Source organism: Mameliella sp. AT18 (assembly GCF_028807275.1).
Classification (GTDB): Bacteria; Pseudomonadota; Alphaproteobacteria; order Rhodobacterales; family Rhodobacteraceae; genus Antarctobacter; species Antarctobacter albus.
Genome location: NZ_JARAMO010000024.1, coordinates 16,421 through 38,282, shown reverse-complemented (window position 1 = coordinate 38,282; position 21,862 = coordinate 16,421). Strand labels below are relative to the sequence as shown.

The following is a 21,862-nucleotide window of genomic DNA, read 5'->3' as shown; positions in this document are numbered from 1 at the left end:
TTCTGGACGAGGCGACCAGCGCGCTGGACACCGAGACAGAAGCCAGCATCCAGGACGCGCTGCGCCGCGCGGGCGAGGGGCGGACGGTCATCACCATCGCGCACCGCCTGTCCACCATCGCCGACGCGGACCGGATCGTGGTGTTGCAAGAGGGCGAGGTGGTCGAACAGGGCACGCATGACGCGCTCCTGGCACAGGGCGGTCGCTATGCCGCGCTCTGGGCGCGGCAGCAGGCCAGCGAGGAAGAGGCGGCCTGAAACGGGCGCGGCGGCAAGCGGCTTCGAAGCCGCTTGCAACGCCTTTTCAAAGGCGTTGCCTCACCCCGCGTCCAGCGCGGTCTGCACCCCCTCGAAGAACCCGCCCAGGTGTTCGCCGTCCACCAGCGCATGATGCACCTGGATGCCCATCGCCATGCGCCAGCCGGTGCCCTCGGGCACGATCTTGCCCCAGGCCACCCGGGGGATGCAGTCATCCGCATGCGGCAGGGCATTGTCCAGCGCCGTGAAATCCAGCCAGGGCAGGCAGGACATATAGGCCACGCCGTCCATCCCCTCGGAATTTCCGGCCAGCGTCGCGCGGTTGCGGGCTTCGTCGATGGCCGCCTCTGCGCCCGCGTCGAAACGCGCAAAATCGGGGTCGAAGGGAACGTAGGAAAAGTTGAACCCGCCGTCCGGTCGCGGCACAGGGGTCGACAGCATCACCCTGTCATGCCGCACCACGCTGTCGCCGCGAAACCGCATGTTCAGTTCCGGCACGCCGTGCAGCCCGCAGCCGATGGCATGCAGGCTGGCGCGGAACAGCGAGTGTCCCGCCGCCTTGCGCACCTTCATCAGATGTGTCGCATCCATCCGCACGGTCACCGCGTAATGCGGCTTTTCAAAGCTGCGGAACCAGCGGAACTGCGGCGTGCGTGGCCATGTCTCCAGGTCGACGGGGTGTTCGGCCATGTGGGCATCTCCGGAAAGGCCCCGTCCGGATGCCGGTTTCAAACGCACCTTGAAACTGTTTAAGGCCGCGCAGGGGCAATCCGGAGGGTGTGAAATGTTGCCTATCGGAAACAGGATGCTAGGGTCTGCGTCAAGCCATCACGAGAGGTATACTATGGTCGACCGAGTGGAACGCGCCGGGTTGAACGTCGACGAAGGACTGGCCAGCTTCATCGAAGAGCAGGCCCTTCCGGGCACCGGTATCGGGGCCGAGGGGTTCTGGCAGGCGCTGTCGGAGCTGGCGCATGACTTTGGTCCGCGCAACCGCGCCCTGCTGGACAAGCGCGAGGCGCTGCAGAAACAGATCGACGACTGGCACAAGGCGCGCGCCAACCAGCCGCATGACCACGAGGCCTACAAGGCCTTCCTGACGGAAATCGGCTACCTTCTGCCTGAAGGCGGCGATTTCGAGATCGAGACCGCCAATACCGACCCCGAGATCGCCACCGTGCCCGGCCCGCAGCTGGTGGTGCCGATCACCAATGCCCGTTACGCGCTCAATGCCGCCAATGCCCGCTGGGGCAGCCTTTACGACGGGCTGTACGGCACCGACGCGATGGGCTCGCTGCCACCGAAAGGCGGGTATGAGAACGGCCGTGGCGCCCGGGTGATCGCCCGCGCCCGCGTCTTCCTGGACGAGGCCTTTCCTGTCGAGGGGGTCAGCCATGCCGACGCCCGCCGCTACCACGTTCAGGGTGGCGCGCTGCTGGTAGACGATCAACCGCTGATCGACCCGTCGAAATTCCGCGGTTACCGCGGCCACCCCAAGGCGCCCGATGCGGTGCTGCTGTGCAACAACGGGTTGCATGTCGAGCTGGTCTTTGACCGTACCCATTTCATCGGCGCCCGCGACCAGGCGGGGCTGGCGGACGTGCGGCTGGAATCGGCCGTCTCGGCGATCATGGACTGCGAGGATTCCGTGGCCTGCGTCGATGGCGAGGACAAGACCCTGGCCTATGCCAACTGGCTGGGCCTGATGCAGGGCACCCTGTCGGAAACCTTCGAGAAGGGCGGCAAGAGCGTCACCCGCAAGCTGACCCCGGATCACGAGTTCCTGGGCGCCGACGGCGCGCCTTTCACCGTCAAGGGCCGCGCGCTGATGCTGGTGCGCAACGTCGGCCACCTGATGACCAACCCGGCGATCCTCTTGCGCGACGGCTCGGAGATCTTCGAGGGGCTGATGGACGCGCTGATCACCGTGCTGATCGCCCGCCATGACCTGCAACGCACCGAAGGCGGCTTGCGCAATTCGCACACCGGCTCGGTCTACGTGGTCAAACCCAAGATGCACGGACCCGAGGAAGTGGCCTTCGCCGACGAGGTATTCACCTTCGTCGAGAAGGCGCTGAACCTGCCGCAATACACCGTCAAGCTGGGCATCATGGACGAGGAGCGCCGCACCTCGGTCAACCTCAAGGAATGCATCCGCGCCGCGAAACACCGGGTCGCCTTCATCAACACGGGCTTCCTTGATCGCACGGGCGACGAGATCCACACCTCGATGGAGGCCGGCCCCTTCAGCCGCAAGGATTTCATCAAGCGCAAGGGCTGGATCGGCGCCTACGAGGCGCGCAACGTGGACATCGGGCTGGAGTGCGGCCTGTCCGGCAAGGCGCAGATCGGCAAGGGCATGTGGGCCATGCCCGACAAGATGGCCGCCATGCTGGAGGCCAAGATCGAACATCCCAAGGCGGGCGCCAACTGCGCCTGGGTGCCGTCGCCCACCGCCGCCACGCTGCACGCGCTGCATTACCACAAGGTCGACGTCTTCGCCGTACAGAAGGCCCTGCGCGCCGGTGGCCGCCGCGCCCATGTGGACGCGGTGCTGGAGATCCCGCTGGCCTCCTTCCGCAAGTGGCGCCCCGAACAGGTCCGCCGCGAGGTCGAGAACAACGCCCAGGGCATTCTCGGCTACGTCGTGCGCTGGATCGACGCCGGGGTCGGCTGTTCCAAGGTGCCCGACATCAACGATGTCGGCCTGATGGAAGACCGCGCCACCTGCCGCATCTCGGCCCAGCATATCGCCAACTGGCTGCACCACGGCGTCGTGTCGCGTGACGAGGTCATGGAGATCATGAAGCGCATGGCCGAGGTCGTGGATGGCCAGAACGCGGATGACCCGTCCTACCAGCCGATGGCGCCGGGCTTTGACGGCATCGCCTTCCAGGCGGCCTGTGACCTGGTCTTCGAAGGCCGGGTGCAACCCTCTGGCTATACAGAGCCGGTGCTGCACAAGCGTCGGCTGGAGCTGAAGGCGGCGGGCTGACCCTCCGACCGTGGAACCGGCCCCCGTGCGGCGGGGCCGGTTGCCCGGGATTGCAACACTTTTGGGCCGGAAAACCTTGATCTTGTATTAATGATTTGATTGCCATTGGCAAAGAAACCAGACTGCTGCCCGAAAGCGCGCCAGTCGGATCTTGCGCGCAGTTCATCTGACATCATGAAACGTGGGGTAATCAGTCGTGGCCATTACATATACAACCGAAGGATATATCGGCCTGTCCGGCGTCACCATTACAGGCGGGCAGGGGCAACCCGGCAGCACGCTGTCGTGGACAGGGTTGTACAACTTCGCTGATGAAGACGACAACTACCCGATAACCGACGTTGACGAAGACGGGTTGCTCGATGCAGGAACCGACTGGTTCGTCGGCGATAGCGTTGATTTCACGGGGTACACGATCACCATTGGCGGTGTCGAGTATCCCGTTTTTCTGGGCGTTGGTGGTTATGGTGTTCCCCTGCCGCAGAACGGGTCCGCCCAGACCCTGATCCCCTCCAGCGGCACGACAAACGCCTACCAGGCCGAGGCCCAGACCTATCTCTGCTTTGCCGCCGGGACAGAGATCGCCGGACCCGAGGGCGCGCGTCCTGTCGAAGACCTGCGGATCGGTGACATGATCCTGACGGCGGATGGCCGGGCGGTGCCGGTGAAATGGATCGGGCGCCAAACCCTGCACAAGCGGTTCACCCCGGCAGAGCGCTTTGCGCCCGTGCGGGTGCGGGCCGGGGCGCTGGGGCAGGGTGTTCCGCACAGCGACCTGGTGCTGACCGCCGACCACGCGCTGATCCTCGACGGGCTGGCTGTCAACGCGGGCGCTCTGGTGAACGGCACCACGATCACGCGTGACCCGCTGGCCAATCTGCCCGAACGCGTGACCTATTACCACGTCGAAACCGAAGGCCACGAAGTCATCCTGGCCAATGGCGCAGCGGCGGAAACCTTTGTCGACTACCTTGGGCGCCGGGCATTCGACAATTTCGCGGAATACCTCGCCCTCTACGGAGAAGACCGCACCATTTTGGAAATGAACCGCCCTCGCGTCAGGTCCGCCCGGCATCTGCCCGCCGCGCTCAGTGCAAGGTTGGCCGGGGGGGCCGCTGCCTGAGGATGCCCGACTGACAGGCAATTCCGCGCCCTGTGTGCCGCCGCAGGTCCGTCTGTGCGGGCGGACACTTTTCGGGCGCGCCCATGTGGTCTACATATTCGCTGTTCACAAGGAGCAGGAACATGGCGCGCCCCATCGTCGGCATCATTGGCAACCAGTACCTGATCAACGATCAGTATCCGACCCACGCGGGCGGCACTATGAACTCCGAGGCGGTCTCGGAGGTGTCGCACTGCCTGCCTGTCGTGATCCCCTCGGACCCGCGGCTGGTCAGTGTCGACGAACTGCTCGAAGCCTTTGACGGCTTCGTGCTGACCGGCGGGCGTCCCAACGTCCACCCCGAGGAATACGGCGAAGAATGGACCGAGGCGCACGGCCAGCCAGACCGAAACCGCGATGCCATCACCCTTCCGCTGGTGCGGGCCTGCGTTCAGCGCGGTCAGCCCTTTCTGGGCATCTGCCGTGGCTTCCAGGAGGTCAACGTGGCGATGGGCGGGTCGCTTTACCCGGAAATCCGCGAATTGCCGGGCCGGATGAACCACCGGATGCCCCCCGACGGCACGCTGGAAGAGAAATTCGCCCTGCGCCACAAGGTCTCGCTGACCGAGGGCGGGCCGTTCCACCAGTTGTTCGGCTCTGCCGAGGTGATGACCAACACGTTGCACGGGCAGGGGATCAAGACCGCCGGGTCGCGCATTGTGATCGACGGCTTTGCCCCCGATGGCACGCCAGAGGCGATCTACGTCAAGGATGCGCCGGGCTTTACCCTCTCGGTGCAATGGCACCCGGAATGGAACGCCGCCAGCGACCCGGTATCGCGTCCGCTGTTCGAGGCCTTCGGCGCCGCCGTACATGCCTGGGCGAAAAAGGGCGCCGAGGGGCTGCGCGTCGCGGGCTGAAATCCCGTCATCCATCGATTTGGCAACGAAAAAGCCCCTGCCGTGATGGCGAGGGGCGGATAATCGTTAAACAAATGCCCGAGAACAATGATACGGGTCTGACCTATACTTTAGGGTATATTTCCCGCTTTGCCTAGGGAATGTGGACGAAAGATGGCCCTCTTTACGCGACGTCTGCTTTCGGCCCCTTGATGTAGCGCGTCGGACGATCTGATGCTGCGCCGCAGCTCCGCCAGTGCGGCCATTCGTGCATCGTGCAGCATGTTCTTGGGTCAAATGACCGCAACGCGGGACATTATGAACTTTCGCTGCGGCTGCGCTGATGGCAGCAATCCGTTGCGCCCGATTAGTCGCCGGAACCAGTTCATGGAACACTAGCTGCGCGCATTTAGCTTCGCTCTTGCAAACTTGCCTTGCGCTTGTTGCAGATCTTGTAAGCCCTTATCTGGAAGCTTGTTGCGTCGAAGAAAATTAAGCGCATGCCCAGATACGATATGCGCGTGCCCTATGCGCTCTTGAATCGTCAATAACTTAGACGCTGTGCGGTCTTCCAAGAGTATCAGTGAACCGATAACAGCCTCGTCCAATGACATTACTACAATGTAGTCCGCGATCTGCCTTTCAGACAAGGCTCCGGTTCTTTCGGAAATATAGTCAGATAAAGGAATTCGGTTGATTTTCGACTCCACGTGGCTGCCTCGCTTTGCTCCGAAAGATTGATAGCAGGCATTCGTCGATGTCGCAGCATCGATCAACAGGGCTCGAACCCGTCATGCGGCGGGGCTGCGATCAGGGCCGACAGCCTTGCCAGGCGCACCGTCGCTCTCTGCATGTCGGAGGTCTGCCCGGCCCTGGGCCGGGCAGACCTCCGGGTATCATGCCTCAGGTGTAAAAGTCGAAGGCCTTGTTCAGCGGCAGTTCGCGCACCCGTTTGCCGGTCAGGTCAAAGAGCGCGTTGGCCAGTGCCGGGGCGGCGGGCGGCGTGCCGACCTCTCCGATCCCGTTCAGACGCTCCTGGTTTTCCAGGATCGTGACCTGCGTGCGCGGCATCTGGGCCATGCGCAGCGGCTCGTAATCGGGAAAGTTCTTCTGGTCCACGACACCACCGGCGAATGTGATCTCTTCGCCGATGGCGGCGGACAGGCCATAGGCCATCGCCCCGGTCAGCTGCGCCTCGATGATCGACGGGTCCAGCGCCACGCCGGGGTCGGCGGCGATCCAGGCATCGGTCAGGCGCACCGCGCCGTCCACGTCGCGCACCTCGATCACTATCGCCGTGGGCGTGCCGAAACTGTAGACCATCGCAAGGCCCCGCCCGACGCCCTCCTCGGTCTTGCCGGTCCAGCCGGACATGTCGCGCACCGCCTCCAGCGCGTAGAAGGCGGGCAGCCATTCGTCGCGCGTCAGGTGCAGCCGCATCTCCAGCGGATCGGCCCCGGCGGCCACCGCCAGCTCATCCATGAAACACTCGTGGAAGAAGCCGTTGAAGCTGGCCCCTACCGATCGCCAGAAGCCCAGCGGCGGCACAACGTCCGCCTTGTGGCCCGCGACGCGGTAGTTCGGAATGCCGTAGGGCTGGTTGTAGATGCCGTCGACGATCCCCTTGTCCGGCCCGCCGGGGGCGAAACCGACCCAGCGTTTCAGCGCCTGCGCGGCGATCGAGGGCGAGGCGACCCTGGCGTCGAAGGCCACCGGTGCGCCGTCCGCCACGGCCCCCGTGATCCGCGCGATGGCGGGTGGGCGGTAGTAATCGTGGGTCATGTCCTCTTCGCGTGACCATGTGACATTGACCGGCGTGCCGGGCATGGCCTTGGCGACCTTGGTCGCCACCACGGCATAATCGAACTCGCCCCGGCGGCCAAAGCCGCCACCCATCAGCGTCACGTTCACCTCGACCTCTGACGGGTCGACGCCGGCCTCGGCGGCGCAGGCGTCGCGCAGGAAGGTCGGCCCCTGGTTGCCGCACCACAGCCTCAGGTGCTGGCCGTCGAACCAGGCGGTGGCATTCATCGGCTCCATCGTGGCATGGGCCAGGAAGGGCACGCGGTATTCCGCCTCGACCGCCGTTGCGCCTGCGGGCAGGCGGTCTGGATTGCCGTCGTCGCGCAGCACGGAGTCCGGTTCGGTGTCAAAGGCCGCCTCGACCGCGGCCACCATCGCCTCGGTGCTCTCGGGGTAGGGGGCGGGGTCCCACTCGACCTCGATGGCGTCCACGGCCTGCTGGGCCAGCCAGGTGTTGGTGGCGATCACCGCCAGACCGTCGCCCAGGTCCACTACCTTTTCGACGCCGGGCATCCGTCCCGCCTCGAAGGCATCATAGCTTTTCATGCCGCCGCGCGTGGGCGAGCGGCGCACAGCCGCAAAGCGCATCCCCGGCAGACGCGTGTCGATGCCGAATTGCGCGGTGCCCGTGGACTTGCCCAGCATGTCGACGCGCGGCAGCGACGTGCCCAAGAGCCGCCATTCGCTGCGCTCGCGCAGTTCGATCCGGGGCGGTTCGACCTCTGCCGCCTCGGCGGCCAGGTCCGTGTAGGGAATGCTGGTGCCGTCCGGCGCGATCACCGCGCCGTTTTCCGTGCGCAGTTCGACCACGCCGACATTCAGCCGCTTGGCGGCGGCGGTCTTCAGCATCTCGCGCGCAGCGGCGCCGGTGACGCGCATCCGCTCATAGCCGTCCTTCATGGCGGTGGACCCGCCTGTGACCTGCATCGAGAAGACCTTGCCCATGACGCCCATCATCTCGCCCAGCGAATGTTGGAAGGCAGAGGCGTCATAACCCTTGTGCGTCTGTCCCTCGCCCATCAGGGCGCTGTTGTAATAGGCCTGTGCGGGCGGGCCGTGGATGACACGCACGTCCTCCCAGGCGAGGTCCATCTCCTCGGCGATCAGCGCGGCCCAGGTGGTCATCGTGCCCTGGCCCATCTCGGCGCGGGGAGCAACAAGGGTCACGCCCTCGCCGTCGATCAGGACAAAGGCGTTCAGGCTGGCCTCGCCCTCGCCGGGTTTCAGCGGGTTGGGTGCGGGGCGGGTGACGTACCAGGCGCCGAAGGCGGCGCCACCGGCGACGGCCACGGCCCCGAAAAGGAATGTGCGGCGGGCGATCTTGCCGATACGGGACATGGCTCAGGCTCCTTGCGCGGCGGATTTGATGGCGGCGCGGATGCGCGGGTAGGTGCCGCAGCGGCAGAGGTTGCCGTTCATCGCCGCGTCGATGTCATCGTCCGTGGGGTTCGGGGTTTCGGCCAGCAAGGCGGCGGCCTGCATGATCTGGCCGGACTGGCAATAGCCGCATTGCGCCACCTGGTGATCGACCCAGGCCTGTTGCAGCCGGTGCAGTGCGTCCGGCGTGCCCAGCCCCTCGATTGTCGTCACCTCGCCCCAGACGTCGCCGACCGGCACCTGGCAGCTGCGCACCGCCTCGCCGTCGATATGCACCGTGCAGGCGCCGCAGGCCGCGACGCCGCAGCCGAACTTGGTGCCGGTCAGGTTCAGCGCATCGCGCAGCGCCCAGAGCAGCGGAACCTCGTCGGGCAGGTCCACCTCGTGCGAGGTGCCGTTGACGGTGAGCGTGGTGGCCATGTCGTCCTCCTGGTCGGTTTCTGACAAAATGGGTGAAATGTGTCAGGGTGTCAATTGACAGTTTTGCGTATTTTTGTCAGGACTGATGCCATGATGGATGCACCCCCAGCCGACCAGGTCAAGCAAGAGGCCATACTCACAGCCGCCCTGGCGGTGATGTGCCAGTATGGCTATCGCCGCACCTCGATGGGGGACATAGCGCAGGCCGCGGGCATGTCCCGTCCGGCGCTCTACCAGCATTTCCAGGGCAAGGAGGACATCGCCCGCCGCATGGTCGAAGTCTATTTCGACACCGCCGCGCGCGCGGTTTCCCAGGCACTGGCGGGCACGGGCAGCGTCGAGGACCTGCTGGCGCGGGGGCTTGCCGCCAAGACCGGGCCGATGGTCCGCGACATGCTGGACAGTCCGCACGGGGCCGAACTGCTGGACGTCAAGGACAGCCACGCGCGCGAGGTGGTCGCGGCCGGGACCGCCCGGCTGACCGGCGTCTTCGCCGACTGGCTGACGCGCGAGGCGGCGGCAGGCCGCGTGCGGCTGGACGGTACGGCCGAAGAGGTGGCCGTGCTGATCCTCGGCGCGCTCGACGGGATAAAGCGCCCGCCCTACGCGCAATTCGTCGAGGTCCGCGAAAGGCTGGCGCATGTGCTGGGGCGGGGGCTGGCGACGGGAAGCTGACGGCGCTGGCCCCAAGGGAACACCGTCGTGTAATACTGCGTGCACGCTGTCTACCGGCCCGGTCCGGTCAGGGCCGCCACGCAAAGGAGATGCACACATGCGTCCGATCCGCCGCCCTCTGGCCTGTCTTGTCCTTCTCGGCGTTGCACTTGCGCAGCCCGTATTTGCTCAAGCGCCATTGTCGGCGCAGATGGATGACGTTGAAAGACTGGAACAGGCACTGGAGGACAGGATCGGCCCCGACGCGGCTCTTGACGTGATGGCGCGGGCCCTGTCCGCGACAGAGGTCACCGAAGGCCATATCCAGGCCTGGGCGAACGGGCTGACCGCGGTGTATTTCCGTTTCGACGATCTCTACGAGGACGCGGGGATCGCGCTCCGTGCATGGCGCCGGGCGGTCTGGGACGACCGTTATACAGAGCGCGAGGCGCGGCAGCACGTCGACGCCGGGCTGCATGATCTTCGGCTGGCCCATGATGAGATCGTCGCAAGCTTGCCGGACTATCTGTTTCATGTCGCCCGGTCGCAGACGTGGAGCGATCGGGCCCGTCGGATCGCGCGCACCACGTCGATCGCAGGGGAGGGATGCCGCCCGTACTACCGGGCCCTGAACATGGCCGATATGGAACGGTCAAGGGCCCGGGCCTCCTTGCCCTATCATCTCTTGGACAGGTCCCTGTTGCCGCTGCCAGAGGAGGAACCGCGCGGGGACGACCTGTTGCGGATCTTCGCGGCAGTCCTGCCCAGGGACCCGGTTCCCCCCGCGGTCCTGCGCCGCCGGTATGATCGTCTGCTGTCGGAACTGGAAACAGCCGGGCTGCCAGCGGAGGATCCGCTGGTGTTTTCTGTCAGGATGGCTGCGGCGCAGACCGGGCAATGGCAGACGACTTTGCCAGTCCTGGTGGGCGGGCTCGGCAAGGTCGACGGACAAGCCCGCGACCGGATCGCAGCCGAAACGGCGGGGATCCTCGCGACCCGGATTTCAGAGCTTTTGCCATTGCTTGCCTTGATCGAGCCCGGGGAAGGGGGGCTCGACAGGGCACATGATCTGGTCGACGTCGCCCAGCGGCTTGTGCTCTTGCATGACGACCTTGAACGGCGCGGGGTCGATGCCAGTCCGCTTTTGCGCGGGCTTTCGGCGGTGCGGTCGGCCCTTCTGGTCCTGCGGACGCCCGGCAGCGGCGAAGAGGCCCGGCGTCTCAACGCGGCCATTGCCGACCTTGGCCGCTTTGCAAGCCGCGACATTCCTCCGACGGCGCCGATTGCCGTGCCGGCCGCCATTGCGGCCGGGCTGATCGACGTGGCCGGGGAGGGTTTCGACCAAAGCGCCCAAACCCTTGACCACTTGGCGCGCTACCTGGAAACAGGCGATCCGGCGGATTACCAGCGTATTCTCGAAGCGGCCCGTGGCGTTCAGGACGTGCTCAGTCCCCGCAATTTCCTGCGCCATGCGGTCGTCGGCGGGATCGAGGGCTTGGTTTCCAACGTGCCGGGCCTGCGGAGTTTCCTGGGTCGTAATATCGAGGAACTTGCCGAATGGGCCCTCGACTCGGAGCCTTATGACTGGGAGGCGTCATACGATCCCGGCCTGTTTGGTCCGCGAGGGCAGGGTGTGTGCCCTCGGTCGTGACAGACCCACCTGCCGGGGCCGGCAGGGGCCGTCCCCGAGCTTTTGTACAAAATGCTGATTTCCATGTACGTTTTGTACAAAACGTACAGGCCTCAGATCTCGCCGCCCGCGATCTGGATGGCCTGTCCGTTCACGCTGCCAGAGGCCGCGTGGCACAGCCAGACCGCCGCCTGCGCCACTTCCTCGGGGGCGATCAACCGCCCGTGTGGGTTGACGTCGACCATTGCCGCGCGCGCCTCTGCCTCGGACCAGCCGGTGCGCTTCATGATGTTGTCGACGTTCATGGTCACGATGTCCGTGTCCACGTAGGCAGGGCACAGGGCGTTGAAGGTAAAGGGTTTTCTTGCGTAATCCGCAGCCAGTGCCCGGATCAGCCCCATGAGCGCGTGTTTCGAGGCCGTATAGGTCGGCGCGCCCTTCAGCCCCTTGATCCCCGCGATCGAGGACACGGCGATCACCCGGCCCCAGTCGGTCTCGACCATGCTTTTCAGGCATTCGCGAATGGTCAGAAAGGCGCCGTCGACATTTGTCGCCATCATGGTCCGCCAGAATTCCATATCCGTCTTGAGGATCGCCCGCCCCTCCGCGATCCCGGCATTGGGCACGCAGATCTGAACCGGGCCGCGTGCGTCCACCGCCTCTTTAACTCCATGAATTACCGAGGTTTCATCCATCACGTCCATCGAGATCGGAAAGATCCGCTCGCCCCGCGCCGCCTCCAGCCGCGCGGCATTGCGCCCGGTGATGGTGACCAGTGCGCCTTCGGCCGCCAGCGCCTGTGCAATCGCCAGTCCGATGCCGCTGCCGCCGCCAGTCACAAGCGCGTGTTTGCCTTCGATCATGTCTGCCTCCCTGTCGTGGCCCGAACCCTACCGCGCCCCGACGCTGTGACAAGAGGTCCGCGAGAGGTTGCTTGGCAATGCTATTCACGCATGCGAATATGTTGGAGATTTTCGGGAGGATCTCATGAACACACGTTTTGCCCTGACCTCGGCGTTGGTACTGGCGGCGGTCACCGCACAGGCCAGCGAGGACATCGCCGACAAGTACCCGCAGTCCGAGCTGTACGACAAGCCGGTCGAAGTCATCCCGCATGTCTTCTCGGCCATCGGCGCGACGGCGCCGCCCACCTATGAAAATTCCGGCCATAACAACAACTTGTCTTTTGTCATTACCGGCGACGGCGTGGTGGTCATCAACGGCGGTGCCTCGGCGCGGCTGGCCAGGGCCCTGCATGACGAGATCAAGGCGATCACCGATCAGCCGGTGAAACTGGTCATCAACGAGAACGGGCAGGGCCATGCCGTGCTCGGCAATTCCTATTGGGCCGACCAGGGCGTCGACATCCTTGCCCATGCCGAGGCCATCGAGGAGGTCGAGGAGAACGGTGATTTCATCCTGCAGGGGATGCAGCGCTACAACCGGGACAAGGCCGAGGGCACCCGCGTCGTGGTGCCGAACATGTCGTTCGACGATGAATACGCCTTTACCCTGGGCGAGGTCGAATTCCATGTCCTGCACCTTGGCCCCGCCCACGGCCCCGGCGACACCCAGGTCTGGATCCCGCAATGGGGAATCGTGATCGCCGGCGACATCGCCTTTCACGAACGCATGCCGCCGATCTTTGCCGATACCTGCACCAGCTGCTGGATCGAGACCTTCGACGGCCCCTTCACCGGACTTGGCGCGACCTATGTCATTCCCGGTCACGGGCACCCGACGAACATGGCGCAGGTGACGCGGTATACCACCGACTATCTCAAGGACCTGCGGGCCAAGATCGGCGACCACATCGACGAGGGCGGCGAGCTGGCGGATGCCTATTACATCGACCAGTCCAACTGGGCGCATCTGGATACCTTCGAGGAACTGGCCACCAAGAACGCCGGTCGGGTCTTTGAAGAGATGGAGTGGGAATAACCGGTTTCGGGTATAGGATAAGGGACGCGGCGCCGGGCGATTGTCCGGCCCGCCTCCTGCCTTTGGCGAAACGACAAGGGGACCTGCCATGCATTCCAGTCTCAAAGCGGCCGCCTGCGCGGTCGGCCTCGCGGCGGTTGCGCCCATTGCCCCGGCTCTTGCCGGAGAGCTGGAGGATGAAATCATCGGCTACATGGACTTTGCCACCGAGACCGCGGGGATCATCCTGCCGCAGCAGCTGACGCGCGAGATCTGGGAGGCCATCCATTTCATCGACACCCGCAGCCTGGCGGATTTCGAGGCCGGCACGATCCCCGGCGCGCGTCACATCGAGTGGCGCGAGGTGCCGGGCCGGCTGGACGAGATCCCGGAGGAAGGCATGGTCATCCTGTTCTGCAACACTGGTGTCCGGTCGTCGCAGGCCACTTTCGCGGCGCGCGTGATGGGACGGGAAAACGTGCTTGTCATGCAGTCGGGGTATGAGGGATGGCTGAGGGACGGTGCCTATCATCCCGAATAGGCTTCGCCGGTCCGGAGCAACAGTTGCAGGAGAGTGCTTGGTGATGAAATGGATCGACATGCCGCCGGTCTGGCTGCTGGGGGCCTTGTGTCTGGCCTGGGTGCAACAGACCCATTTCGGCTATGGTCTGGGGTTTGGCCCTGTCGTCGCCGATCTTCTTGGTGGGCTGCTGGTCGGGGGCGGGGTAATCCTGATGGCGCTGGCGTTCTACGAGATGCGGCGCCATCGGACCACCGTCATCCCTCACCAGGAGGCGGACAGGCTGGTGACAAGCGGCATCTTCAAACGGTCGCGCAACCCGATCTACCTTGGCGATTCAATGATCCTCCTGGGGATGATCCTTTACTGGGACGCGGTCCTGGCGCTGCCACTTGTGCCGATCTTCGTCTGGGTGATCGAACGGCGTTTCATCACGCCCGAAGAGGATCGCCTGCGCCGGAAATTCCGCGCAGCCTTTGCCCGCTACGAAAGGGATGTGCGGCGGTGGGTCTGATCGCCGAATGACTGCGGATTAAACACTAATCCTTTGGTAGAAGTGACCTGTGGTCGCATGGTGCCCGTAGCATGCCGACCAAGGTTGTTCCCGGGCCGGGGGTTCGGCACATCTTGCACCGGGCAAGTTACCGAAACCGCTAGGAATATTCCGCCGATGTGTCGGGCTGGTATACGATCGTGCGCAATATTGTTTCGATATTGCTGCATGTTGCGCAATAATAGTTGTCTGGCTTTAACTTTGGGTCATGGTGTGTTTTACAACCCGCGCTGCCTGTCGCTGCAGAGCCGCATGATTGCGCTGAAATGCGAATTAACGCCTCATCAGGGGCGTAGGAGTACCTGAGAACAAAGGGGAATACCGTGAAGATAGGGACGCCAAGAGAGGTCGAAGCAGGAGAGAATCGCGTTGCGATGACCCCGGATTCGGCCCGCCAGCTGCAAAAGCTGGGCTATGAATGTTTGATTGAATCCGGCGCGGGGTCGCGGGCAGAGTTCTCCGATGCGGATTACGAGGCTGCGGGCGTCAAGGTTGTCGGCAGTGCCGCCGATCTCTGGGGTGAGGCAGACATCATTGCCAAGGTGCGCATTCCGACGCTGGACGAGCTGGAGCAACTGACACCAGAGAAGACGCTGATCACCTTCTTCAATCCGGGCGGCAACCAGGAAGGTCTGGACATCGCCAAGTCGAAGGGCGCCAACGTCATCGCGATGGAAATGGTGCCACGGATCAGCCGCGCCCAGAAGATGGACGCGCTGTCCTCGATGGCCAATATCGCCGGCTACCGCGCCGTGATCGAGGCGTCGAACAACTTTGGCCGGTTCTTCACCGGGCAGATCACCGCCGCGGGCAAGGTGCCCCCGGCCAAGGTTCTGGTCGTGGGCGCCGGTGTTGCCGGCCTGGCCGCCATCGGCACCTCGACCGCGCTGGGTGCAGTCACCTACGCCTTTGACGTGCGGCCCGAAGTGGCCGAGCAGGTCGAATCGATGGGCGCCGAGTTCGTCTATCTCGACTTCGAGGAAGAGCAGCAGGACGGCGCGGCAACCGGCGGCTATGCCTCGGTCTCGTCCCCAGAGTTCCGCGAGGCGCAGCTGGCCAAGTTCCGCGAGCTGGCCCCCGAGGTGGACATCGTCATCACCACCGCCCTGATCCCCAACCGCGAGGCGCCCAAGCTGTGGCTCGAGGACATGGTCAAGGCCATGAAGCCGGGGTCGGTCATCATCGACCTGGCCGCCGAAAAGGGCGGCAACGTCGAAGGCACCGTCAAGGACGAGAAGGTCGTCACCGACAACGGCGTGACCATCGTCGGCTACACCGACTTCCCCTCGCGCATGGCGACGCAGTCCTCGACGCTTTACGCCACCAACATCCGTCACATGATGACCGATCTGACGCCCGACAAGGACGGCAAGATCAATCACAACATGGACGATGACGTGATCCGTGGCGCAACCGTCACCCACCAGGGCGAGATCACCTTCCCGCCGCCGCCGCCCAAGGTACAGGCGATCGCGGCCAAGAAGCAGGAAAAGCCCAAGGAGCTGACGCCCGAGGAGAAGCGCGCCCAGGAAGTCGCGGCCTTCAAGGCGCAGACCAAGCAGCAGTTCACGCTGCTGGGGATCGGCGGTGTGCTGATGCTGCTGGTGGGCCTCGTCGCCCCGGCCAGCTTCCTGCAGCACTTCATCGTCTTCGTCCTGTCGGTCTTCATTGGCTTCCAGGTGATCTGGAACGTCAGCCATTCGCTGCACACCCCGCTGATGGCGGTCACGAACGCGATTTCGTCGATCATCATCCTTGGCGCCCTGATGCAGATCGGAACCAGCGGAACGCTTGTTCTCATCCTTGCCGCCATCTCGGTCTTCTTTGCCGGGATCAACATCTTCGGCGGCTTCCTCGTGACTCGGCGCATGCTCGCCATGTTCCAGAAATCGTAAAGAGGACAAGGACTCATGGAATACGGATTTACCACGGCGGCCTATGTGGTCGCGGCTGTCCTCTTCATCCTGTCGCTGGGCGGCCTGTCTGGCCAGGAAAGCGCCAAGCGTGCGGTCTGGTACGGCATCGTCGGCATGGCGCTGGCGGTCTTCGCAACGCTGATCGGACCGGGTTCGGGCCTCTGGATCCTGTCGATCATCCTGATCGCCGCAGGCGGCATCATCGGCTACTTCCTGGCCTCCAAGGTCGAGATGACCCAGATGCCGGAACTGGTTGCCGGGATGCACGCGCTTGTGGGGCTTGCGGCGGTCTTTGTCGGCTACAACGCCGAACTGGTGATGAACACCGTCGCGGCGCTGCAGGCCGATGGCGCCACCGAGGCGCTTGAAGCGCTCAAGGGCTTTTCGGCCAAGGTCGCGCACAAGACGGCGGCAGAGATCAACGTGCTCAAGATCGAGGTCTTTCTCGGTGTCTTCATCGGCGCCGTGACCTTCACCGGCTCCGTCGTGGCCTATGGCAAGCTCTCGGGCAAGCTGACCTCGGCCGCGACCAAGCTGCCGGGCGGCCACATGCTGAACCTCGCGGCGGCCATCGGATCGCTGATCCTGCTGGTGATCTACATGAGCACCGGCGGCGGCTGGACCCTGCTCTTGATGTCGGTGCTGGCCTTCTTCATCGGCTATCACCTGATCATGGGCATCGGCGGCGCCGATATGCCGGTCGTGGTCTCGATGCTCAACAGCTACTCTGGTTGGGCGGCGGCAGCGATCGGCTTCAGCCTCGGCAACGACCTCTTGATCGTGGTTGGCGCGCTGGTCGGCTCGTCGGGTGCGATCCTGTCCTACATCATGTGCAAGGCGATGAACCGGTCCTTCGTCAGCGTCATCCTGGGCGGCTTCGGCGGCACGGGTGGCCCGGCGATGGAGGTCGAGGGTGAACAGGTTGCCATCGACGCGGACGGTGTGGCGCAGGCCCTGGAAGAGGCCGACAGCATCATCATCATCCCCGGCTATGGCATGGCGGTGGCTCAGGCCCAGCAGAATGTGGCTGAACTGACCCGTCGGCTGCGCGCCCAGGGCAAGGAAGTGCGTTTCGCCATCCACCCGGTCGCGGGCCGTCTGCCCGGGCACATGAACGTGCTGCTCGCAGAGGCCAAAGTGCCCTATGACATCGTGCTGGAGATGGACGAAATCAACGAGGACTTCCCGGACACGGACGTGGCCATTGTCATCGGCTCGAACGACATCGTGAACCCGGCGGCCCAGGAAGACCCGAACTCTCCCATCGCGGGGATGCCGGTCCTGGAATGCTGGAAGGCCAAGCAGGTCTTCGTTTCCAAGCGGGGGCAGGGCACGGGCTACTCGGGCATCGAGAACCCGCTGTTCTACAAGGAGAACACGCGGATGTACTACGGCGACGCGAAACAGTCGCTGGGCGAGTTGCTCAACCGGATCAGCTAAGGCTCGACCGAAATGTTCCAGCGGCCCCGCCTTGTGCGGGGCCGTTTTTCTTTTGCAGGCCTTGATCTGGGGCAACGACGCGCAACGGGCGTTGTTTCAGCCTTCGTCCCATGTCTGTCTTTCGCCTCTCGCCAACGCTGACCGCAAAGTTTGATCATGGCGGGCTTCCGCGCCTAGCAGCGATTGCCGGAGCGATGGCGGGCGGCGCAATCTGCGGCGTCATCCTTGATCTGGTGTTCCTGCTAGCGGCGACCCGGACCGAGGGCGCCTTCGCGCATGACAACGCGCAGGCAGTTGGGTTATTCATCGGGATCGAAGTGGCTGGTCTGATGTTTCTGGCACCGGTCGGTCTGATTGGCATTTTCGCCTTGCTGCAATGGGCAGCGCGTCACGGCTTCATGACGCCGGCGAGTTTCATGCTTGGGGGCTTTGGCATCACCGCATTTCTGGTGCTCGTGGTCCTGCTGGTGCTCATCCTCGCCAATCTTGCCCTCGAGACCGGCAAGGTGGCAAATGGCGGCGTCGTGTTCCTTCTGCTTTGGCCCGTGCATATTGGTGTATTTTACGGGCTGCCCGCCGGTATTGCGCTCTGGGCGATCCTAGCATGTGCACATGCGCAGCTGCGCCCGGCGTCCGGCTGTGGTGCGGTGCTGCTTGTCGGGGCGGTCCTGATCCTCCTTTGGGGCAGCATCGTCGTTCGCATCTTTCAGGGTGCCGGCTGAATGCCGGAATTCCTTGCCTCGACGCGCGCCAATGGCGCTGCGCCGGGGCTGAGTTAAGAGCAGGACGCGGCGGGTTTCCGCCATTGCCACATCTCGACAAGATCATTGGGGTCGCCGTTTCGGCGGCCCCATTTTAGTCTGACGCGAAAAGAGGGGACACTATGGAACTGGCACTGCAGATCAATTCGGTGTTTCGCGTGGCTGGCTGGCAGATCGTCAAGCCTCTGGAGCCGCTGACACCGGATCACTTGATCGAGGATCTCGCGCAGTATTCAAAGCGCGCCGTGGTGGTCGACCTGGGGTACTACCCCGAGAACGACGCCGAGAACGGGGCCTTTCGGATTCATGCCGTGCGCGACCAGGACTGGGAGCATCCCCTGGTCGATATCAAGGTGCGGGACGCGAACATGGCGCTGGACCTGTTGCGGCAGATGCCGGGTTTGCTGGGGCGGCTGGGTCCGCTTTGAGTCCCGGCTTTGCAACCGATTTCCGGAATTTTTGCAAATGTCTGGGTTGGCAGAGTTTGCACATCTGCTCGATGCTCCCTTGCGGCGACGCAGCAAGTCGAGCAACAACATGAGCGAAATATTCATGACGAGGGGGAGCGCCATGAACCTGACGATGAACCGCAATGTCCTGGCCGAAGCCTTCGGCGCCAACGAGGGCGCTGCGCTGCGCCTCAAGCAGGTGGCGCTGGTGGTGCTGGGCATCGCCGTGCTGGCCGCTGCGGCCAAGATCAAGGTGCCGATGTGGCCCGTCCCGATCACGATGGGCACCTTTGCCGTGCTGACCGTCGGCGCCGCCTACGGTCCGCGCCTGGGTCTGGTGACGATCCTTGGCTACATGATCATCGGCGCGCTGGGTTTCGATGTCTTCGCGGGTTCCTCGGCCGAGGTCTTCGGCATCGAATACATGATTGGCGGCACCGGTGGCTACCTCCTAGGCTACGTCCTGGCGACCGTCGCGCTGGGTGTCCTTGCCCGCGCTGGCTGGGACCGCTCGGCCCCGAAGATGGCTGATCCCCAACGATCCGATTGACCGAAAGGCCTGGCGCATCGCCCGGCCTTTTTCCTTTCAGCCCCTGCGATCGGCGGCGAAGGCCGAGAGATTGGCGTTCACCGGTTCGCCCGCCATCATCTGCGCCAGCCAGCGCCCGGTGCGCGGGCCGCCAGTCAGGCCGATATGCTGATGTCCGTAGCCCAGATAGACATTGGCCAGCCGGGGACTGGGGCCGATCACGGGCAGGGAGTCCGACGTGGCGGGCCGGTGGCCCATCCATTCGCTGGTGTGGCTGTAGGTCAGATCGGGAAAGATGCGCGCCACGCTGCGCCGCATCAGTTCGAAAGGCGCGCGGGAAGCCGGGGCTTTCAAGCCGCCGAACTCCACGATGCCCGCGGCCCGCAGGCGCCCACGCATCGAGGTGGCGACGAATTTGCCCGAGGCCACCATGACCGGCGCGCGCAATTCGATGTTGGGGGAATGGAATTCGACGTGATAGCCGCGTTCGCTTTCCAGTGGCACCGTGACGCCAAGGGCGCCTGCAATCCCGCCCGACCACGCGCCAAGCGTCACGGCAAAGCCCTCTGCCACGATCTCGCCCTTGTCGGTCAGCGCGGCCACGGCGCGTCCGTCTTCCTCGCGAAAACCGGTCACGCTGGCCTGTACGATCTGCCCGCCACCTGCCTCGAAGGCTGCCGCCAGCGCGCGGACATAGGCGCCGGGATCGGTGATCGTGCCGTGCCGGGGGCTGTCGACGCCATAGCCAAAGCGCCCCGCCAGCGCCGGGTCGAAGGCGGCCATGTCCCCGGGCGTCATCTCGCGTACCGTGTAGCCATTGCGCCGCCGCAGGTCCCAGCCATAGGCATCTGCCTCGAAGGCCTGCTTGCTGGCATAGCCGTGCAGGTAGCTGCCGGGCCGGATGAATTGGACGGCCTCCGTTCCCTCTGCCAGGGCCTGGTGCTGGTCGGCGCTGTCCTGCAGCAGCAGGGTCAGCGCGCGGGTGATCTGCTCGACCTTGGCCTGCCGTGCGTGTCCCATGTAGCGCAACAGGAAGGGCAGGAGGCGCGGCAGGTAGCCCCATTTCAGGAACAGTGGCTGTCGGGGATCGAACAGCATCCCCGGCGCCTTCCAGATCAGGCCGGGGACGGGCAGGGGCACCACGGCCCCCGCCGCGATGATGCCCGCGTTGCCGGTCGAGGCACCGGCCGCCGGGCCTTCGCGGTCGATCAGCGTGACCTCGCATCCCATGCGCTGCAGCCAGAGCGCGGTGGAGACCCCCACCATGCCCGCACCGATCACGGCCACCTGTCGATATGCCTTCATGCTGCCCTCCACGTTGCGGCGCGACAGTGGCGCGGATCAGGGACCGGAGGCAAGAGGGCTTCAGGCCAGTTCCGTCTCGATTTCGGCGCCCTGTTCCAGCGTCTTGTGGACCGGGCACTTGTCCGCGATTTCCAGCAGCCGGGCGCGTTGGTCGGCATCGAGGTCACCTTCCAGCGTGATCCGGCGCACAAAGCGGTCCACCCGTGTCGTCGCGCTTGTCCCCGCGTCCTGGGCATGAACCTTGTCGTGGGTCACGTCCACGCTGATCCCGGTCAGCGGCCACCCCTTGCGCCGGGCGTACATGCGGATGGTCATCGAGGTACAGGCGCCCAGCCCCGCCGAGAGGAACCCGTAGGGCGACATGCCCCGGTTGCTGCCGCCATAGGCCTCGGGCTCGTCCGCAAGCGCATGGTGATGCGGCCCGTTCTGGATGTCCTGCAGAAAGCCGTCGGCGGCGGCCTCTGTCACGCGCACCACGCCCTCTGGCGCGCCGATGGGCGGGGCAGGTGCGGGCAGGTCGAGGTAGCGATCGGCCCAGGCCGCGATCACCTCGGCGACATATTCCGCATCCTCGGGGGATGAGACGAGGTGGTCGGCATCGTCCAGCGTGACAAAGCTCTTGGGGTGTTTGGCGGCGGTGAAGATCCGCGTGGCGTTGGAGATATCCACCACCGCGTCGCGCGGCGCGTGCAGCACCAGCAGCGCCTTTTTCAGCGATCCGATGACCGGTTCCAGTTCCTGCGCTTTCACGTCCCGCACGAAGTCTCGCCCTATGGTGACGGGCCGGCCGCCCAGGTCCACCTGTGCCTGGCCCTCATCCTCGATCCGGTCCAGCGCATCGGCAAAGTTGTGCGTGACGTGATCGGGATCGAAGGGCGCACCGATGGTCGCCACCGCCCGGGCCGAGCCAATGTCAGGCGCCGCCCGCAGGACCGCCGCTCCCCCAAGCGAATGGCCTATCAGCAGGCTGGGCGCCATGCCGCGTCCCTCGAGGTAGTCGGCGGCGGCCTTCAGGTCGCCCACGTTGCTGTGAAAGGTGGTATTCGCGAACTCGCCACAGGAATGGCCCAGCCCCGTGAAGTCGAACCGCAGCACGGCGATCCCCATCGCGGAAAGCCGCTGAGCGATGCGCCGCGCGGCGGCGATGTCCTTGCCGCAGGTAAAACAATGGGCGAAGAGGGCAGTGGCGAGCGGTGTGTCCTCGGGCAGATCCAGCCGTGCGGCCAGCCTGTCGCCGGCATGACCGGGGAATGTGATGCGTTCGGTGGGCATTGGGTCGTCCTGACGTTTTGTGGTTGGGTCAGAGAATGGGTCGGGCCGGGGCGGCTCACA

At 64.7% G+C, this 21,862-nt stretch carries 19 protein-coding genes and 2 pseudogenes; 14 read left to right on the top strand and 7 right to left on the bottom strand.

Going from position 1 to position 21,862, the window contains the following annotated elements; all coding sequences use genetic code 11:
* Positions 1-257, top strand: a pseudogene (locus PVW46_RS03105) (metal ABC transporter permease); the annotation flags it as partial.
* Between the two features lie 60 nt (positions 258-317).
* On the opposite strand, the gene PVW46_RS03100 reads toward PVW46_RS03105, so the two are convergent.
* Positions 318-947 carry a chloramphenicol acetyltransferase gene (locus PVW46_RS03100; RefSeq protein ID WP_069209589.1) on the bottom strand — a complete coding sequence of 210 codons (630 nt, stop codon included), beginning with the start codon at positions 945-947 and terminating at the stop codon, positions 318-320.
* A gap of 154 nt (positions 948-1,101) precedes the next feature.
* Here PVW46_RS03100 and PVW46_RS03095 point away from each other — a divergent pair, with 154 nt between their 5' ends.
* The 3 genes from PVW46_RS03095 (at position 1,102) to PVW46_RS03085 (ending at position 5,274) form a co-directional block, all read left to right on the top strand.
* Positions 1,102-3,252 carry a malate synthase G gene (locus PVW46_RS03095; RefSeq protein ID WP_069209590.1) on the top strand — a complete coding sequence of 717 codons (2,151 nt, stop codon included), beginning with the start codon at positions 1,102-1,104 and terminating at the stop codon, positions 3,250-3,252.
* 196 nt (positions 3,253-3,448) lie between these two features.
* Positions 3,449-4,375, top strand: coding sequence for a Hint domain-containing protein (locus PVW46_RS03090; protein ID WP_274574576.1), 927 nt, complete (start codon positions 3,449-3,451; stop codon positions 4,373-4,375).
* 122 nt (positions 4,376-4,497) lie between these two features.
* Positions 4,498-5,274, top strand: coding sequence for a gamma-glutamyl-gamma-aminobutyrate hydrolase family protein (locus PVW46_RS03085; protein ID WP_069209592.1), 777 nt, complete (start codon positions 4,498-4,500; stop codon positions 5,272-5,274).
* Positions 5,275-5,648: 374 nt separating this feature from the next.
* Here PVW46_RS03085 and PVW46_RS03080 read toward each other — a convergent pair whose 3' ends face one another.
* The 3 genes from PVW46_RS03080 to PVW46_RS03070 all read right to left on the bottom strand — a co-directional run bounded on the left by PVW46_RS03080 (position 5,649) and on the right by PVW46_RS03070 (position 8,853).
* Positions 5,649-6,029 (bottom strand): hypothetical protein, encoded by a 381-nt coding sequence (locus PVW46_RS03080; RefSeq protein WP_133066459.1) that lies wholly within the window; start codon positions 6,027-6,029, stop codon positions 5,649-5,651.
* A 127-nt stretch (positions 6,030-6,156) separates the two neighbouring features.
* Complete coding sequence (locus PVW46_RS03075) at positions 6,157-8,394, bottom strand: xanthine dehydrogenase family protein molybdopterin-binding subunit (RefSeq protein ID WP_069209593.1); 2,238 nt, start codon at positions 8,392-8,394, stop codon at positions 6,157-6,159.
* 3 nt (positions 8,395-8,397) lie between these two features.
* Entirely contained in the window at positions 8,398-8,853 is a 456-nt protein-coding gene (locus PVW46_RS03070; RefSeq protein ID WP_043146821.1) for a (2Fe-2S)-binding protein, read from the bottom strand.
* Between the two features lie 90 nt (positions 8,854-8,943).
* On the opposite strand from PVW46_RS03070, the gene PVW46_RS03065 reads away from it, so the two are divergent.
* Both PVW46_RS03065 and PVW46_RS03060 read left to right on the top strand, forming a co-directional pair.
* Positions 8,944-9,528 (top strand): TetR/AcrR family transcriptional regulator, encoded by a 585-nt coding sequence (locus PVW46_RS03065; RefSeq protein WP_069209594.1) that lies wholly within the window; start codon positions 8,944-8,946, stop codon positions 9,526-9,528.
* Positions 9,529-9,625: 97 nt separating this feature from the next.
* Positions 9,626-11,158: a hypothetical protein gene (locus PVW46_RS03060; RefSeq protein ID WP_069209595.1), complete on the top strand. Its 1,533-nt coding sequence runs from the start codon at positions 9,626-9,628 to the stop codon at positions 11,156-11,158.
* 92 nt (positions 11,159-11,250) lie between these two features.
* Here PVW46_RS03060 and PVW46_RS03055 read toward each other — a convergent pair whose 3' ends face one another.
* Entirely contained in the window at positions 11,251-12,000 is a 750-nt protein-coding gene (locus tag PVW46_RS03055) for an SDR family NAD(P)-dependent oxidoreductase (RefSeq protein WP_043146814.1), read from the bottom strand.
* 124 nt (positions 12,001-12,124) lie between these two features.
* Between PVW46_RS03055 and PVW46_RS03050 the strand changes: the two genes are divergently transcribed.
* The 8 genes and pseudogenes from PVW46_RS03050 to PVW46_RS03015 all read left to right on the top strand — a co-directional run.
* The gene (locus PVW46_RS03050) at positions 12,125-13,078 is read left to right on the top strand and encodes an MBL fold metallo-hydrolase (RefSeq protein ID WP_043146812.1); all 954 of its coding nucleotides are present in this window, start codon (positions 12,125-12,127) and stop codon (positions 13,076-13,078) included.
* An 88-nt stretch (positions 13,079-13,166) separates the two neighbouring features.
* Positions 13,167-13,598 (top strand): rhodanese-like domain-containing protein, encoded by a 432-nt coding sequence (locus PVW46_RS03045; RefSeq protein WP_069209596.1) that lies wholly within the window; start codon positions 13,167-13,169, stop codon positions 13,596-13,598.
* Positions 13,599-13,641: 43 nt separating this feature from the next.
* Positions 13,642-14,091, top strand: a complete 450-nt coding sequence (locus tag PVW46_RS03040) for a methyltransferase family protein (protein ID WP_069209597.1) — start codon at positions 13,642-13,644, stop codon at positions 14,089-14,091.
* 362 nt (positions 14,092-14,453) lie between these two features.
* Positions 14,454-16,025 carry a Re/Si-specific NAD(P)(+) transhydrogenase subunit alpha gene (locus PVW46_RS03035; protein WP_069209598.1) on the top strand — a complete coding sequence of 524 codons (1,572 nt, stop codon included), beginning with the start codon at positions 14,454-14,456 and terminating at the stop codon, positions 16,023-16,025.
* Between the two features lie 15 nt (positions 16,026-16,040).
* Positions 16,041-17,486 carry an NAD(P)(+) transhydrogenase (Re/Si-specific) subunit beta gene (locus tag PVW46_RS03030; RefSeq protein WP_043146804.1) on the top strand — a complete coding sequence of 482 codons (1,446 nt, stop codon included), beginning with the start codon at positions 16,041-16,043 and terminating at the stop codon, positions 17,484-17,486.
* Between the two features lie 110 nt (positions 17,487-17,596).
* Positions 17,597-18,208: a hypothetical protein gene (locus PVW46_RS03025; protein ID WP_139132308.1), complete on the top strand. Its 612-nt coding sequence runs from the start codon at positions 17,597-17,599 to the stop codon at positions 18,206-18,208.
* A gap of 161 nt (positions 18,209-18,369) precedes the next feature.
* Positions 18,370-18,675, top strand: coding sequence for a hypothetical protein (locus PVW46_RS03020; protein WP_043146800.1), 306 nt, complete (start codon positions 18,370-18,372; stop codon positions 18,673-18,675).
* 142 nt (positions 18,676-18,817) lie between these two features.
* Positions 18,818-19,225: pseudogene (locus PVW46_RS03015) on the top strand (biotin transporter BioY); the annotation flags it as partial.
* A 57-nt stretch (positions 19,226-19,282) separates the two neighbouring features.
* Here PVW46_RS03015 and PVW46_RS03010 read toward each other — a convergent pair.
* Positions 19,283-20,530, bottom strand: coding sequence for an NAD(P)/FAD-dependent oxidoreductase (locus PVW46_RS03010; protein WP_069209600.1), 1,248 nt, complete (start codon positions 20,528-20,530; stop codon positions 19,283-19,285).
* A 60-nt stretch (positions 20,531-20,590) separates the two neighbouring features.
* Positions 20,591-21,802, bottom strand: coding sequence for a bifunctional alpha/beta hydrolase/OsmC family protein (locus PVW46_RS03005; protein WP_069209601.1), 1,212 nt, complete (start codon positions 21,800-21,802; stop codon positions 20,591-20,593).
* Positions 21,803-21,862 lie beyond the last annotated feature (60 nt).

Coding starts and splice junctions, on each gene's coding strand:
- PVW46_RS03100 (WP_069209589.1), bottom strand. CDS start 947: ATGGCCGAACACCCCGTCGACCTGGAGACATGGCCACGCACGCCGCAG.
- PVW46_RS03095 (WP_069209590.1), top strand. CDS start 1,102: ATGGTCGACCGAGTGGAACGCGCCGGGTTGAACGTCGACGAAGGACTG.
- PVW46_RS03085 (WP_069209592.1), top strand. CDS start 4,498: ATGGCGCGCCCCATCGTCGGCATCATTGGCAACCAGTACCTGATCAAC.
- PVW46_RS03075 (WP_069209593.1), bottom strand. CDS start 8,394: ATGTCCCGTATCGGCAAGATCGCCCGCCGCACATTCCTTTTCGGGGCC.
- PVW46_RS03070 (WP_043146821.1), bottom strand. CDS start 8,853: ATGGCCACCACGCTCACCGTCAACGGCACCTCGCACGAGGTGGACCTG.
- PVW46_RS03065 (WP_069209594.1), top strand. CDS start 8,944: ATGATGGATGCACCCCCAGCCGACCAGGTCAAGCAAGAGGCCATACTC.
- PVW46_RS03060 (WP_069209595.1), top strand. CDS start 9,626: ATGCGTCCGATCCGCCGCCCTCTGGCCTGTCTTGTCCTTCTCGGCGTT.
- PVW46_RS03055 (WP_043146814.1), bottom strand. CDS start 12,000: ATGATCGAAGGCAAACACGCGCTTGTGACTGGCGGCGGCAGCGGCATC.
- PVW46_RS03050 (WP_043146812.1), top strand. CDS start 12,125: ATGAACACACGTTTTGCCCTGACCTCGGCGTTGGTACTGGCGGCGGTC.
- PVW46_RS03045 (WP_069209596.1), top strand. CDS start 13,167: ATGCATTCCAGTCTCAAAGCGGCCGCCTGCGCGGTCGGCCTCGCGGCG.
- PVW46_RS03040 (WP_069209597.1), top strand. CDS start 13,642: ATGAAATGGATCGACATGCCGCCGGTCTGGCTGCTGGGGGCCTTGTGT.
- PVW46_RS03030 (WP_043146804.1), top strand. CDS start 16,041: ATGGAATACGGATTTACCACGGCGGCCTATGTGGTCGCGGCTGTCCTC.
- PVW46_RS03025 (WP_139132308.1), top strand. CDS start 17,597: ATGTCTGTCTTTCGCCTCTCGCCAACGCTGACCGCAAAGTTTGATCAT.
- PVW46_RS03020 (WP_043146800.1), top strand. CDS start 18,370: ATGGAACTGGCACTGCAGATCAATTCGGTGTTTCGCGTGGCTGGCTGG.
- PVW46_RS03010 (WP_069209600.1), bottom strand. CDS start 20,530: ATGAAGGCATATCGACAGGTGGCCGTGATCGGTGCGGGCATGGTGGGG.
- PVW46_RS03005 (WP_069209601.1), bottom strand. CDS start 21,802: ATGCCCACCGAACGCATCACATTCCCCGGTCATGCCGGCGACAGGCTG.